This is a genomic window from Syntrophomonas sp. UBA1041 (assembly GCF_002316705.1).
GTDB lineage: Bacteria > Bacillota > Syntrophomonadia > Syntrophomonadales > Syntrophomonadaceae > DTU019.
Map to the genome: position 1 here is coordinate 1 of NZ_DCEA01000095.1, position 14,286 is coordinate 14,286.

The window sequence follows — 14,286 nt, forward strand, 5'->3', positions numbered from 1 at the left end:
CAGTTCTTTCAACAGTATTCGGAGACTATGCCTGGTATTCAGGTTGCGGCTCAACTAAGCCGGTTGGCCAAAAGAGCGCTAACGCCCTCGAAGTCAGGGATATGACCGGGAACGTTTATGAATGGTGCTTTGACAAGCATCCTAGTTATACCACACGCCGGATTTGTCGCGGCGGATCCTGGGGCGGTGTCGCATCTTACCTGCGGATTGGTAAAATAACATTTGGAACCCCGGATTATACCTACTCCGGCTGGGGCTTCCGTTTCGTGAGGACTCAGTAACTTTTGGGTTTTTTTGCTATTTGCCTCTTCGTCAATTTCCTCCTAAGCCGTTTTGCCGCCTTATGCTTTGGTAAGGCGGCAAAACAGTTTTTAAGAAGGGTTTTTATTAGATACCACCCTGCCAGGCAACAGAGTTGAAAGGAGAGTTTCCCTGCCGCGCAGAATATACAAGCACAATCATCCGAACTGAAGGCAGGATCTGTCATGGAAGAGAAGACAGGCACAGGCGAAGGTTCCAACATGGACCCAGGCACAGGTACACAACAGGTCAATAATGACATGACTCAGGGCAATGTCTTTAGGACATTGCTTTCCTTTTAATTGGCGACAGTAAGACCCCGCTGTATGCCATTGTCCTGTCGACTGCGATTAATATTGTTTTAGATCTGACTTTCATTAAAGCCTTTGCCAGTGGGATTGGGCTCTTTTCCGCGGAAGCGTCAAGCTTGGTTTGCCTCGGGTGCTGCAATCCAGCATTGCTTCGATCGGTTCTGTACTCCTGCAAAACATCATGAATTCCTTTGGCATTGACGTGGTGACTGCTATAGTCACGGCCTATAGGATCGATTCACTGACGATCTTGCCGATTATCAATATGTCGGTTGCGATTTTATTGCCTTCAGTGAAATGGCGGCGTGGATCTTGGGGGCTATAATTTGCTTTGGAAGATATCGCAGCGGCAAGTGGCTTCGCCTCAGCTCGCCCTCGACTTATTGCGACACCGAAAATCGAGATGGCTTGATTGGGTAGGCGTATTGTTTAGCTGAAAGGGGTCGGGCAAATGGAATGGGTCAAACGCATCAATGATGTGATCGATTATATTGAAGCAAATCTCGACAGTGAAATCTCATATGACATCATCGCGGAGATTTCAGCGTGCTCCATTTATAACTTCCAACGCATGTTTTCCTACATTGCTAACAAGCCACTAAGTGAGTATATTAGAAACCGGCGTCTTACTATAGCTGCCTTCGACATTATGAATAGTAAAGAGAACATCATTGACATTGCTGCAAAGTATGGCTACGCTTCTCACGATTCTTTTACCAGAGCCTTCCAAAAGTTTCATGGTGTACTGCCCTCTAAAGTTCGGAGCGAAGTTACTATGCTTAAGTCCTGCCCGAAAATCTCCTTTCAAATAATAATCAGGGGGGACAGTTATATGAATTTTCAAATCGAACAGTGGCCAGCCTTTACCGTTTCGGGAATAATGAATCGGGTCAAAACCAGCGAAGCTTTCCGGGTTGTGCCTCAGATTTGGGAAAATGCCGGCAGGGATGGCACTATGGAACAATTATTCCATCTTTGGCGCAAGGCTGACTTGCGTCCCGTAGGCCTGCTCGGAATTAGCGCCAAAGGACAATGGGGCAATGCGGAGGAAATGAGTTATCATTTGGGTGTGACCACCTACGTGGACATGCCGGACTGCAAAAAAGTTGAGACTCCTGATCATATGGTAGAATTTCAGCTTCCGCCAGCAACCTGGGCCATATTTGAGGCAAATGGCTCATTGCCGGAGGCTGTTCAGACCATCTATAAGAAATTCTATACGGAGTGGCTACCGAATTCTGGTTACGAACTAGCCGATTTGCCGGTTATCGAATGCTATCTACAGAATGACAGACAGGAAGTGTGGATTGCTGTAAAGAGTCAAGAAAACGGATGATGGGAAGTAATTATCCACTTATCGATTTCTGCGGCTCAGCGATCATTATGCCGGATTTCCGCCCGGGGTCTTAGCGCATAATTTCCCCACATTCTTTAACCATTGCAGCGTGTCAGCAATCGTTTCATCAAATGGCCGCACCTTGTAGCCCAGTTCACGCTGGGCTTTTTCTATGGAAAAAACCGCATTGCTGGTGATGGCATATAGGGCATACCTGTTGAAGATGGGGCGCAGTTTTTTCATCTTATAATAAATATTGTAGAAAGGTAGCGCCATCCTCGCCACCCATGGTGGTACCATACATTTGACAAGCCGCGCGCCGATTTTTTCATGGCCCAGCCGCAACATTTCCTTGATTGATATATAACGGTTGCCCAGGATATACCCTTCACCTTTGTGTCCCCGTTCGCACGCCGCCACAATTCCTGCTGCGACATCGCGCACATCCGCGAAATCATAGCCGCCTTGAATGCCGGCGGGGAGCTTGTTGTTGGAGGAATCAATCAGTAACTGCGTGGCGTAGCCCCCGGCAAAATCGCCAGGGCCACATATGCCGGAAGGGAAGATAATCACGGCGTCCAGGCCGCGCTCCCTGACAGCATCCATAACAAACTGAGATGCTTCCGCCTTGGTCTTGCCATAAAAACCAATGATCGCGTCCGGGTTAAAGGAAGTGACTTCCGTGATTGTCTGACCTTTAGGTAGTTCTGGTATCGCGTGCACCGAACTGATATGGACCAGCCGCCGCACATGCGCATCCAGACATTGCTCCACAATATTGCGCGTACCGTGAACGTTGACATTATAGACCTTGCGTGAGTAGTCCCACTCAGTCGACACAATTCCAGCCGCATGAATCACGATTATTTCAGTGCTGGCCGGTACCGCGAAAAAGCGCTGCAAATCCGTAACGCTCAGAACATCGCCCTCGCACAGCTCTACGCCTTCGGGGAGATACTTGGCAGTCGGATCTCCGGGCAGCACTAGCCCGCGTACATCCTTGCCCTGCGCCAAAAGTGATCGGACAATACTACTGCCCAGACTACCAGCTGCCCCGGTAACGAGATATTTGACTGTCATCGCGCGCACCTCCGTTTTATCCGATAATAGACGACAAAATAACAGACGCTGTGTTGAATACCCTACACACACATAGTATAATTACATTGTGTAGCGTTATACAACCGCCAGATCATCGGAGTCTGCCTGATCGACAACACGCAGATAGAAGAGTGTGGTTTAAAACGCAAAATCAACCGAATTAATTTGGAATATTATCGGGTATCAAACATCATGAAGGAGGATGTGGCATGTCTACAACAACGGATCGGCGCGTGAAATATACCAAGATGGTCCTGCGGGAGAGCCTGATCAAAAAACTGCGTGATAAACCGATTGCGCGCATTACCATCAAGGAATTATGTGAGGATGCTGATATCAACCGCACGACCTTTTATGCCCACTATACGGACCAGTTTGATCTGTTGAACAAGATTCAGGATGCGTTTATTGCTGATATTAATTCGTATCTTGACCAATTCGCACTGGAGTCCGGCGATAGCGGCATGCTGCAACTGTTGTCCAAGATCTTTGAATACATAGCTCAAAATGATGAATTATGTCGTGTTTTGTTAGGCAGTAATGGCGTCGTCGATTTTCAGACGAAAGTCATGCAGATTGTCAGCACGCGCATTGTGGTGGAATGGCGCAAGAAACAGCAGGTGGACGAAGCAACTGCCCAGTACATTTACACCTATGTGGCCACCGGTAGTATCGGAGTAATCCGCAAGTGGCTGCTTGACACGAACCCCAAGTCCCCGCAAGAGATGGCGCATCTAGTCGTGCGGATGGTCTATAAAGGGATTGAGCAGTTTATTCTATGAAATAAAACAGTCTGCTCCTGAACAGGAGGAAGAGGAGGATAAATGGCTGCCAATATTATGATAGTTGATGATGAACAAGCCATTGCCGACTTGATCGCAGTCTACTTACAAAATGAAGACTACAATATCTTCAAATTCTATAATGGTCTGGAAGCATTGCATTGCGCTGAAAATTGCCAAATTGATCTTGCCATTTTGGATGTCATGCTTCCGGATGTTGATGGTTTTTCCATCTGCCGGCGTCTGCGGGAAAAGCATAACTTCCCGATTATTATGCTGACTGCCCGGGAGGAAGAGATTGATAAGATTACCGGCCTTACATTAGGAGCCGACGACTATATCACAAAGCCGTTTCGCCCTCTGGAGCTGATTGCTCGTGTCAAGGCGCAGCTACGTAGATTCACCCGGTACAATGCCATGGAGCAGGTTCAGGTTCAGGCGCAGGCGCAGGAAGAACGACTCATCACTTTGAGGGGCTTGGTGCTCAACAAAGACACTCATGAATGTACCCTTAACGAGAGGAATCTTGTCCTTACCCCTACAGAGTTTTCTCTTCTATGGGTATTATGTGTGAATCGCGGACGGGTAATCAGTTCCGAAGAATTGTTTCATGAGGTGTGGGGCGAGAAATACTTCAACAGCAGTAACAATACAGTTATGGTACATATTCGCCATTTACGCGAAAAGATGCAGGATTCTGCGGAACGTCCAAAATATATCAAGACGGTCTGGGGGGTCGGCTATAAAATTGAGAAGTGATTTTTCCAGACTTAAAAGGAAAATTATATTTTCGATTATCCTGATCTCAGTTCTCGCATTCATCGTAGCCATATCCTTCAAGGTTCTCTTGATTGATGGGGTATTGCAGGAACCTTTTGCAGACTATTTTGTACGTTTCTGTCAGAATGTTCTGGGACTCAGTTTTGACTCTGCCCGAGCCCTCTATTTCACGTTGTTTCAGCAAAATAAAGCGGTCCTCGAGATGATTGGGTTCTCGATCATCTTATTGATTTGTTTTTATTTCGGTTTGTCCCGTTTCACCCGTTACTTTAATGAGATCTCAAGTGGATTGGATTGTCTGGTAGCTGAAACAGAAGGCGAAATCACGCTTTCTCCGGAAATGGATTTCATGACGCAAAAACTGAACAAGATCAAGGATACTTTGGCGAAACGGCAGCGCGATGCCAGGGAAGCGGAGCAGCGCAAAAATGATTTAGTAGTCTATCTGGCACATGATATTAAGACACCCCTGACCTCCGTAATCGGTTATCTTAATCTCCTTGAAGAAGCACCGGATCTGCCGCAAGAGCAGAGAGCAAAATATGTCACAATCACGCTTGGAAAAGCCTACCGATTGGAACAGCTGATTGACGAATTCTTTGAGATCACGCGATTTAACTTACAGGCTATTGTCTTAAATAAAGGTGTCATCAATTTGCCTTTCATGTTGCGCCAAATGGCTGACGAGTTTTACCCGATGCTTTCATCGCAGGAAAAGCAAGTAGTTGTCAATGCTCCGGAAGGACTCACTTTATGGGGGGATGCTGATAAACTGGCGCGGGTTTTCAATAACATTCTGAAAAACGCAGTTGCTTACAGTCTTGAAAACAGCGTTATCGACATTTCAGCACAGCGGCTCGATGAGGGTATCGTGATTACAATCACTAATCAAGGTAATCAAATTCCACAGCACATGCTGAGCACGATCTTTGAGAAATTTTATCGCCTGGATTCCTCCCGTCCTACAGATAAAGGTGGCGCTGGCCTGGGACTGGCTATCGCGAAAGAGATTGTCGCGGCACACGGCGGCACAATCACTGCGGAGAGCAATCAGGAATACACCAGATTTACAGTTATTCTACCTGATTTTAAGGCGGAAATAAGAGAAGCTTAAGAAGTCTATAAGAAAAAGTTTCAACATTGCTCCTTGTTCTATGGTTGAATATAACCATTACAGGTACAGGTCAAGGAGCGATTATGAAATGGCACAGCAACCCCGAAAGAGTCGAACCCAGAGATTGAAGAGATTGAAGTTTATAGTTTACTTGTTGATAGCTATTTTAGCTTTCTATATGGTGAAGGTCGCGATCAGTTCCAAAAGCCGGCAGGTTCCGGACATTCCTCCGGCCCCAATAGTGGCGACGCCGCCGGCAAATGCGCCCAGTACTTCCGCCGCATTATCAGCCGATAACTTGTATAGCCCATATGCGATTCTAATTGATCTTGCCAATCACGCCATTCTGATGCAGAAAAGATGTACGGCGCGGATTTACCCAGCCTCTCTGACGAAGATAATGTGCGCCATTGTTGCTATCGAAAACCTGCCGGACTTGCGGGAACCCGTAAAACTGCCGGAAGTTATATTTCGGGAACTGTGGAGTGAAGACGCTACAATGGCAGGTTTTCTGCCAGGGGAATGTGTCCCGGTTATAGATCTGCTGTACGGGGCGCTACTCCCGAGCGGTGCCGAGTGCTGCCTTGGCCTTGCGCGCCGTATTGCAGGCTCAGAGCAGGGTTTTGTCAAGCTGATGAACGAAAAAGCGGTCGCCCTCGGCCTGAATGATACGCATTTTGCTAATGTCACCGGGCTGCATCATCCAAGTCACTTCTCCACGGCCCGGGATTTGGCGGATTTGCTTTGTTATGCACTTCAAAATGAGATCTTTCGGAAGGTTTTCACAGCGGTGCGCCATTCAACGGCATCAACCAACAAGCATCCCGGCGGGATTACCTTTTATAGCACAATGTTTAAGAAAATAGGCGATCCGCGTTTCAAAGACGGTGTTATCCTGGGAGGAAAAACGGGATTTACTGCTGAGGCCGGTTTATGCCTGGCCAGTCTTGCTGAATATGGTGGAAAAGAATATGTGCTCGTAACAGCTGGTGCGAAAGGAAACCGCCTTACTGAGCAGTACAACATCAGAGATGCATTGATGGTCTATAGCCATCTGGGAAAATGAATGTCATCGCCCCGCACGGGGCGTTTTTTTTATCTGATTCTCCTTGACTCTGATGCCGAATCCTCTTATAATAACAATTAAGCAATTACTTAATCGTTAAAACAATTAATGTGGAGACGAGAAGGCGAAAAGAGAAAAGGGCGGCAAAGGCGAAAAAGACGAGAAGGTGAGGCGAAAATATGAGCGCTAAAAACCATGATATTTGCGATAGTTTCTGCCCTTCGGAGGCTAATGTTGCGGACCTACGCGATAAAGCCCTGGAAGTGGCGGGACTGTCGGAGATCTTTAAAGTGCTGGGAGACGAAACCCGCACCAAGATAATTTATCTACTGGCGCAGCGGCCGCTCTGCGTCTGCGATCTGGCCACCATTCTGGAAATGACACTGCCGGCGGTGTCGCATCACCTGCGCCTGCTCAAAGCGCTGCGCCTGGTCAAATACACGCGTGAAGGCAAAATGGTATATTATGAGCTGGACGACAACCACATTCTAAATTTGATTCGGGAGGCTCAGGAGCATTTTGCAGAGGAACGTTGAAGCAGACGACAAAGAAGGAAGGTTGCAAACAATGCGCTATACTCTGGAAGGCCTGGACTGCGCCAACTGTGCCGCTAAGATTGAGCGGGGGTTGCAGGCGATCGACGGGCTTGAAGCAGTCAAAGTAAACTTTGCCACTAAGAGCATCGAACTGTCTCCCGCACAGGTGGCGGTTGCCCAAGAAGTAATCACCCGCATTGAACCGGATGTAATGCTGCGCAGTGCCTCAGAACATCCCGATTTAGCAGGGAAAGACGGGCAGGGTCAGGGGCACGCGATCATCATTTCCGGGATTCTATTTATCATTGGTATTATTTTTTATGATCATTTGCATCAGACGCCGTACTCCTGGCTGGAGTACGTGGTCTTTTTGTCAGCCTATGTGCTGGTGGGCGGGCCAGTGATTGGACGCGCTTTCCGGCAGATCTTGCAGGGGCGCGTTTTTGACGAGCATTTTTTGATGACGATCGCCACTTTTGGCGCGATTGCGATTCATCAGCTTCCGGAGGCTGTCGGGGTAATGCTCTTTTACGCTATCGGCGAATTTCTGCAGAAGAAAGCGGTCGATCGCTCTCGGCGTTCCATCCAGGCTTTGCTGGAAATCCAGCCGGAGTACGCCAACCTAAAAGATAATGGCAGTACGCGCGAGGTCCGCCCACAGGAAGTGGCAGTCGGGCAGTACATTGTTGTTAAGCCGGGGGAGCGTGTGCCCCTGGATGGCAAGGTAGTCGAGGGGGTTACGTTTGTTGACACCTCCGCCCTAACTGGTGAATCCGTACCCCGCAGGGTGGAGCCGGGCAAAAGCGTGCTGGCTGGTATGGTGAACGGGCAAGGGTTGATCACTGTGAAAGTCGCTAAGCGCTATGCCGATTCATCGATTGCCCGCATTCTGGAGCTGGTTGAAAAGGCGGCGGAAAGGAAAGCTCCGACTGAGAAATTCATTTCGGTTTTTGCCGGTTATTATACGCCGGTGGTGGTTGGCACCGCTGTTTTGATTGCGGTGCTCCCGCCCCTCGTTATCCCGGGCGCGACTTTTGCGGAATGGATTTACCGTGCCTTGGTACTGTTGGTGATTTCCTGTCCCTGCGCACTGATGGTGTCGATTCCCCTGGGCTATTTCGGTGGCATCGGTGGCGCATCGCGCAAGGGCATCCTGATTAAAGGGGCCAACTTTCTGGACGCCTTGGCCAAAACACACACCGTCGTTTTTGACAAGACCGGGACGCTGACTAAGGGCGTTTTCCGGGTGACCGGGATCCATGTGCGCAATGGCTTTACCAAAGAGCAACTGATCGCGGTGGCTGCCGAAGCGGAAACCTTTTCGAATCATCCGATTGCCCAGTCGCTGAAGGAGGCTTATGGTCGGGAGGTTGCGCCTGAGCATGTCCGCGACTATCAGGAGATTCCGGCGCATGGTATTAGCGCCATTGTTGACGGACACAGGGTTTTAGCTGGTAATGACCGTCTGATGCACCGGGAAGGCATCGTACATGAAGATTGTGATGCCCCGGGCACCAGCGTCTATGTAGCCATTGGCGGTGAATATGCCGGATACATTGTTATCTCGGATGAAATTCGGGACGATGCCGCCGAGGCAATCGCCAGCCTGAAAACCTTGGGAGTACGTAAGACGGTCATGCTGACGGGGGATGAACAGAGTGTGGCGCAGCGCGTGGCCGGGGAGCTGGGCCTGGATGAATTTCATGCTGGGCTACTGCCGGAAGACAAGGTTGCGCAGGTTGAGGAGTTGCTGGCGCAAATTCCGCATCCTAAGCAGCAGAAGTTGGTGTTTATCGGCGACGGAGTGAATGATGCGCCGGTGATTACCCGGGCAGATATCGGGGTGGCGATGGGTGGCTTAGGAAGCGCAGCCGCCATCGAGGCGGCCGACGTGGTGTTGATGGAGGACGCTCCGGCGAAGCTGCCGCAGGCGATTGCCATTGCCCGGCGCACGAACCGTATTGTGTGGCAGAACATCATCATGGCGCTGGCCGTGAAAGCCTTCTTTATCTTTTTGGGTTCGATCGGGGTGGCGAGTATCTGGGAGGCAGTGTTCGCCGATGTCGGGGTAACTTTGCTGGCGGTCTTTAATGCCGCACGCACTTTACAGATAAATAAGGCCAGGTAGGAATCGTCCTCTCGCTGTCCTTCCTTATCTTCCAGCCAAAGCCCCGCCATTTAGAATGGCGGGGCTTGCACTATTATAAAGGAAAGGCATCGCCGCAAGAGCACATCATAAACCGGCAGTTTCAACCTGGATGTTTACGCCGTCACTGGTGATGACGATATCACCATGAAGATCTGTCCGGAAAACAGGAATATTATTGGCATCCAGTCGCTTTATGACGCTTTTGCTGCAGCGGCCGAAAGGCCTTTCTTTGCCAGCGCAGGAGATTACCGCGAAACTGGGCTGCACGCTGTCGAGCAATTCCTGGCTGGTAGAAGTATAGAGGCCGTGATGCCCAATTTGGATCACATCCGCGCTTAAATCGGCCCCGGAAGTCAGGATGCTTTGCTCCTCGGTTATTTCGGCATCAGCCATAAATAAGAATTTTGTTTCACCGAAGGTGACTTTGGCCACAATGCTGTTGTCATTGAGGCGGAAATTGCAGGGTTTAACCGGACCGACCAGATCAACGGCTATGCCGGGACTGAGCTCAAAGGAAAGTCCGGCATGCCCCTCGATAATCGGTATGCCTTTGGAGGCCACAAACTTCATGTAATCGCGAATTTCTTTGCGGTCAATGGGTGCCAGCGGGTCAATGACGCGCTGAGCAGAAAAGATGTTGAGGAGATAATAAAGTCCGTCAATATGATCATTGTGCGGATGGGTAGCAATAACGTGTTCGATTTCTGCGACGCCGAGCCGACGCAGGTAACGTGCTACTGTAGCGGCATACTCCAGCCGGCCGGCATCGATGAGTATCTCTTGGCCTTGCGGAGCCTGAATCAGGATGGCGTTGCCGTGGCCGACATTGATGATGTGGACCTTGAGCAATTCTGGTTCGGTCGGACTGTCAGCCAGAGCGACGGCTGAAGTGAAGACCGCGATTAATAGAATAACTATAAACAGCACTCGTTTCATTCCGATACCTCTATTCTTTTTAGATTTGGTATCTGTATTTGAAGGAAGCGCTTTTGTCAATGCCAGTTTCGTTGCGGAGGGTAAACAACACGGCTTTAGATCGATGGAGTTGGTTCAGGCGAATGAACGAACAGTTATCCTGAAGAATGTGAATGACCCTATGATAGTCTTATAGATTGAATATCGGCAGGTATAGCAGAAAAATGACCATGTTTTGGGATGAGTCAGTGAATATTATAATATAATGAAGAGGAAACAACTGTAAAAAAGGAAAAATGGTTGGAATGCAATTTGGCCCGGCAGAATCAAACATGGGGTTGGGATGCGGAAATCCCCTGGCGTTCGCGGCACTCAAAGAGGGCGAGACTGTGCTTGACCTTGGCAGTGGCGGCGCGCCAGAATGCTCAAAATGGCGGACATCAAAATGTCGAGTTCCGGCTGGGAGAAATCGAATACTTACCGGTGGCGGATGACTCGGTAGACATAATCATATCCAACTGTGTAATCAACTTATCTCTTGATAAAGATAAAGTGTTTCAGGAAGCCTTTCCGGGATATTAAGCTGACTCCGAAAGATAACAGCCGGGAGATTTTAGATTCCTGGTGCCGGGCAGGCATGTTGAAGATTTTGTGGCATCGTACTTTATCGAGGCGATAAAGTAGGGGCACCGGGGTGCCCGCCTCTTACTCTTAATGTCGCAATATATTGACAAGTCGCTAACGGTACAATTATAGTTGAACAGTGGACAACCATTAGCTGCGAGGATTAGGAGGGCTTTCATTATTGTAAAAAACAAAACCCGAGTTTATCGGGAGCCGGCAGGTATTCAGCGGGTGATCGCTGACAGCCTTCGTCACGAAGGACCGGCTGGCACAGATACAGTCACAATTAACACCGTTTTAGAGCTGCACATGATTAATCCAAATATATATGGAACATCCTGGGCTGACTGGATCGATGTCCTGCCGCCTAAAGAGGCACTTGCCGCACTACATCCCGCCACAATCAGGTTTGGTGGGAACGATTTCAGCCGCTTTGATCCGGCGACCGAGCAGTTTTATGTCGCAGGCGGCATCACGAAACCAAAACGGGCGCTGGGCGAGACGATGCGCTGGTTTACAGATTCAGGGGCAGAGGTCATTTTACAGATCAAGGTTACAAAGAGAAGAGATGAAGTTAATTTGTTTGAGAAAGTAATTGAGGAACTGCTGAAAAACGCTTGCCCCGCAATTAAATATCGGATAAATAAAGAGGTTTTATGTAAGCAAAATAGCTTTGAAACATATCAGCCCGAAATTCTGGAAGACAAAAGGGTTCAATATGTCTTAAGCTGGCAGGGCAGTGATGGTTATTTTGGCGAAGTATTTCATGGCGGCTGGATTCCAAGGGAAGAAAGGAAGTACAGCGCTACAGGCGCAGAATCTGCATTGCGCTTTTTATCAGAGATGGGGTTCCCAAAGGATAATCGAATTGTCAGTGAAGGATTAAATGCATTAACAGCCAGTGGCTGGAATCGGGGGAAGTCCTGCTGGAATATGTATGATCCGGAATTAGGCTTGTTTGGTGATGATATTATCCGCGCAGTTGTTTTTGCATACTTTGGGATGGAAGAACATGAGTCTATTAAGCAAGAAATACAACGCGCATTCGATTGCCTGGAAAGAGTGAACCGCGCTAATGCAGTAAGCGAAGTAATCGAAATATATAGAGGCAAAAATGTACATAAACCCGGTTTTGCATTACCGTGGTCATATCATCTTAAGCTATTAGCGTTTACTGAGAGTTGGAAGGACCCTAACAATCTACAGAGATTAGCAGAATATATCGAACACCTGATTGGGCTATCACCATTTCCGGATATTTATATTAAATACAAATCCCAGCTTATTGCGCCAGCTGCCATTTTTCCAAAGGACTTAAAGAAGAGCTTAAAAGACTTTGGCGATAAAGATTGGTTTTGGTGGTTCCATACATTTGAGCTGTTTGCGAGAATGGGAATCGTTCTAAAGGTCCAGGCACTAAAAAGTCAACTAGCTGAGTTAAAAGATATTTTGAGTCAGGGGGACGGTTTTTTTAGGATTAAGCCTAAAGATTACTGTTTTGCTAAATGGAGTGTTTATACGGGTCTCGCTTTGGAAGAAGATTGGAAGAAAAATAAATGGATGTATGATTTAACATTCCGCAGTCTGCTGATTCTGAAATATTCGGGGGAGGTTATTTAGGTGCTTTGTGGCGGACTTTGTAATCATAATGTACTTCTGTCCTATGCCCCTGTCCCTTGCCAGCGCCGGGAAAAATGGCTGCGGAAATGAATTTTACCCCTGTGCGGTTTGCTGGATGTGTTAATCTGGTGAGAGAGCAGGTTGGGGATAGGTGTTGAAAAAAGGGCAGGCAGCGCCGAAACGCTGTGCCCCAAATTTGGAGGTATGTTGATGGAAGTTATGGAAGCTATTAAAGCCCGCAGGTCTTCCCGCTCTTTTCTCGAAAAAGGTATACCTGAAAAGATTATTGACGAAATGCTGGAGGCGGCCCGTTTGAGTCCGTCCGGTGGCAATGGGCAGTCTTATCGCTTCGGTGTCATAAAAGATGCCAATCTGAAAGAGGAATTGGCACATGCCGCAGGAGAGCAGATGTGGATCGCGGAAGCGCCTGTTGTAATAGCCTGCTGCGCTGATATTAGCTGGGATTTGCTTGGCTTGCCTGAAGATGATTTTGGGCTGATCGTCAATAAACTAAGGTTCAGTGAAGAGTTTATTGAGTACCTCAACAAATATCCGAACCGAAAGAGTGTAAAAACGCTCCTTGCGAACCCGACACCTTTAATTCCAGCAGAACATATGTATTTGGTTGCCGTATCACATGGCTTGTCCGCCTGTTTTATTGGATTTCTGGATGTCGAAAAAGCGAACCGGATTCTGCGACTGCCAGAAAACATGGTCTGCCTTTTTTTGCTGCCGGTCGGTTACCCGAAAGATGATACAGCGCCGAAAGAAAAGAAAAGCGCAAAAGAAATTACCTTTTGTGAAACCTGGAAGGGATGAGGCGGGTACGCAGGTGCAGGTACGTGGGCACGAGGAGGATTTAAGTGGAGCAGTATGAAGAGCTATCTCTTTGTGGCTTATATTGCGGAGGCTGCAAGAATTACAAAGAAAACTTTAATTGCATGGGATGCAGAAATGAAACCGAGCTTGTAAATGACTGTCCTACGCGTGCCTGTTGTATTAGCAAAGGCCTGCTTCACTGTGGAAATTGCGGAGAGTTTCCCTGTAGCGTTTTGGGCGATTTCTACAACGATGGCGTGCGACACCACGAATTAGCATACAAAAACATGCTCAGAATTAAAGAAATTGAAGTAGAAAAATGGCTTTCAGAACAGAAAGCAGAACATACCTGTCAATGTGGCAGAAGGAAAACATGGTTTGCTCCGAGATGTACTGATTGTTAGCAACTTGTCGCGCAAAAGAAGGCCTGAAGAGGATAAAATGAACATAATCACGATTAAAGAAGATGTAATACCTGAAATCGAAGAGTTGATGAATTTATATGGTGATGTCGGGTGGTCAGCCTATACAAACGATAGTATGCGATTAAAAAAGGCGATTGAGAATTCACTAAAAGTGCTGACTGCCTGGGACGATGATAAACTGGTCGGTTTGATTCGCGTAATAGGGGATAACCAAACCATTATTTATATCCAAGATATTTTGGTTCTGCAAAAATACCAGGGGCAAGGTATTGGGAGCCATCTATTAAAGCGCATACTGGAAGAATATCAAGTAATTCGACAAGTTATCCTGATGACCGAACAGAATGAAAAGACAATCAGGTTTTACGAAAAATGCGGTATGGTGAAGATTTCCGATCATAACTGCAT

The 14,286-nt window shown here is 47.9% G+C and carries 14 protein-coding genes and 1 pseudogene; 13 read left to right on the forward strand and 2 right to left on the reverse strand.

Annotated features, from left to right (window positions below; genetic code table 11):
• Together B2633_RS13920 and B2633_RS13925 are read left to right on the forward strand one after the other, a co-directional pair.
• Positions 1 to 281: formylglycine-generating enzyme family protein (locus B2633_RS13920; protein ID WP_483171335.1), on the forward strand; the 281-nt coding region annotated here is incomplete at its 5' end.
• 781 nt (positions 282 to 1,062) lie between these two features.
• Positions 1,063 to 1,947, forward strand: a complete 885-nt coding sequence (locus tag B2633_RS13925; RefSeq protein WP_483171337.1) for an AraC family transcriptional regulator — start codon at positions 1,063 to 1,065, stop codon at positions 1,945 to 1,947.
• Positions 1,948 to 1,992: 45 nt separating this feature from the next.
• Here B2633_RS13925 and B2633_RS13930 read toward each other — a convergent pair whose 3' ends face one another.
• The gene (locus tag B2633_RS13930; RefSeq protein WP_483171339.1) at positions 1,993 to 3,027 is read right to left on the reverse strand and encodes an NAD-dependent epimerase/dehydratase family protein; all 1,035 of its coding nucleotides are present in this window, start codon (positions 3,025 to 3,027) and stop codon (positions 1,993 to 1,995) included.
• 230 nt (positions 3,028 to 3,257) lie between these two features.
• Here B2633_RS13930 and B2633_RS13935 point away from each other — a divergent pair, with 230 nt between their 5' ends.
• From B2633_RS13935 to B2633_RS13960, 6 genes are all read left to right on the forward strand, one after another.
• Entirely contained in the window at positions 3,258 to 3,830 is a 573-nt protein-coding gene (locus tag B2633_RS13935; protein WP_483171340.1) for a TetR/AcrR family transcriptional regulator, read from the forward strand.
• Between the two features lie 42 nt (positions 3,831 to 3,872).
• Positions 3,873 to 4,589 (forward strand): VanR-ABDEGLN family response regulator transcription factor, encoded by a 717-nt coding sequence (gene vanR, locus B2633_RS13940; RefSeq protein WP_483171341.1) that lies wholly within the window; start codon positions 3,873 to 3,875, stop codon positions 4,587 to 4,589.
• Complete coding sequence (vanS, locus tag B2633_RS13945) at positions 4,573 to 5,724, forward strand: vancomycin resistance histidine kinase VanS (protein ID WP_483171365.1); 1,152 nt, start codon at positions 4,573 to 4,575, stop codon at positions 5,722 to 5,724. Before vanR ends, vanS begins: the two co-directional genes overlap by 17 nt.
• Positions 5,725 to 5,812: 88 nt before the next feature.
• Positions 5,813 to 6,790, forward strand: a complete 978-nt coding sequence (locus B2633_RS13950) for a D-alanyl-D-alanine carboxypeptidase family protein (RefSeq protein WP_483171342.1) — start codon at positions 5,813 to 5,815, stop codon at positions 6,788 to 6,790.
• A gap of 179 nt (positions 6,791 to 6,969) precedes the next feature.
• Positions 6,970 to 7,326, forward strand: a complete 357-nt coding sequence (locus B2633_RS13955; protein WP_483171343.1) for an ArsR/SmtB family transcription factor — start codon at positions 6,970 to 6,972, stop codon at positions 7,324 to 7,326.
• Positions 7,310 to 9,454, forward strand: coding sequence for a heavy metal translocating P-type ATPase (locus tag B2633_RS13960; RefSeq protein WP_483171345.1), 2,145 nt, complete (start codon positions 7,310 to 7,312; stop codon positions 9,452 to 9,454). The genes B2633_RS13955 and B2633_RS13960 overlap by 17 nt, the downstream gene beginning before the upstream one ends.
• Positions 9,455 to 9,559: 105 nt before the next feature.
• On the opposite strand, the gene B2633_RS13965 is transcribed toward B2633_RS13960, so the two are convergent.
• The gene (locus B2633_RS13965) at positions 9,560 to 10,411 is read right to left on the reverse strand and encodes a ComEC/Rec2 family competence protein (protein WP_483171346.1); all 852 of its coding nucleotides are present in this window, start codon (positions 10,409 to 10,411) and stop codon (positions 9,560 to 9,562) included.
• Between the two features lie 296 nt (positions 10,412 to 10,707).
• Here B2633_RS13965 and B2633_RS13970 point away from each other — a divergent pair.
• The 5 genes and pseudogenes from B2633_RS13970 to B2633_RS13990 all read left to right on the forward strand — a co-directional run.
• Positions 10,708 to 10,960, forward strand: a pseudogene (locus B2633_RS13970) (methyltransferase domain-containing protein); the annotation flags it as partial.
• A 186-nt stretch (positions 10,961 to 11,146) separates the two neighbouring features.
• Complete coding sequence (locus B2633_RS13975) at positions 11,147 to 12,634, forward strand: hypothetical protein (protein ID WP_483171348.1); 1,488 nt, start codon at positions 11,147 to 11,149, stop codon at positions 12,632 to 12,634.
• Positions 12,635 to 12,775: 141 nt separating this feature from the next.
• Positions 12,776 to 13,453 (forward strand): nitroreductase family protein, encoded by a 678-nt coding sequence (locus tag B2633_RS13980; RefSeq protein WP_483171349.1) that lies wholly within the window; start codon positions 12,776 to 12,778, stop codon positions 13,451 to 13,453.
• Positions 13,454 to 13,497: 44 nt separating this feature from the next.
• A complete protein-coding gene (locus tag B2633_RS13985; RefSeq protein WP_483171350.1) occupies positions 13,498 to 13,857 on the forward strand; it encodes a DUF3795 domain-containing protein in 360 nt (119 codons plus the stop codon).
• Between the two features lie 37 nt (positions 13,858 to 13,894).
• The coding region (locus tag B2633_RS13990; RefSeq protein ID WP_483171352.1) for a GNAT family N-acetyltransferase at positions 13,895 to 14,286 on the forward strand (392 nt) is incomplete at its 3' end.

Excerpts from the sequence above, each read along its gene's own strand:
- B2633_RS13925 (WP_483171337.1), top strand. The coding sequence starts at position 1,063 with ATGGAATGGGTCAAACGCATCAATGATGTGATCGATTATATTGAAGCA.
- B2633_RS13965 (WP_483171346.1), bottom strand. The coding sequence starts at position 10,411 with ATGAAACGAGTGCTGTTTATAGTTATTCTATTAATCGCGGTCTTCACT.
- B2633_RS13935 (WP_483171340.1), top strand. The coding sequence starts at position 3,258 with ATGTCTACAACAACGGATCGGCGCGTGAAATATACCAAGATGGTCCTG.
- B2633_RS13955 (WP_483171343.1), top strand. The coding sequence starts at position 6,970 with ATGAGCGCTAAAAACCATGATATTTGCGATAGTTTCTGCCCTTCGGAG.
- vanR (WP_483171341.1), top strand. The coding sequence starts at position 3,873 with ATGGCTGCCAATATTATGATAGTTGATGATGAACAAGCCATTGCCGAC.
- B2633_RS13950 (WP_483171342.1), top strand. The coding sequence starts at position 5,813 with ATGGCACAGCAACCCCGAAAGAGTCGAACCCAGAGATTGAAGAGATTG.
- B2633_RS13930 (WP_483171339.1), bottom strand. The coding sequence starts at position 3,027 with ATGACAGTCAAATATCTCGTTACCGGGGCAGCTGGTAGTCTGGGCAGT.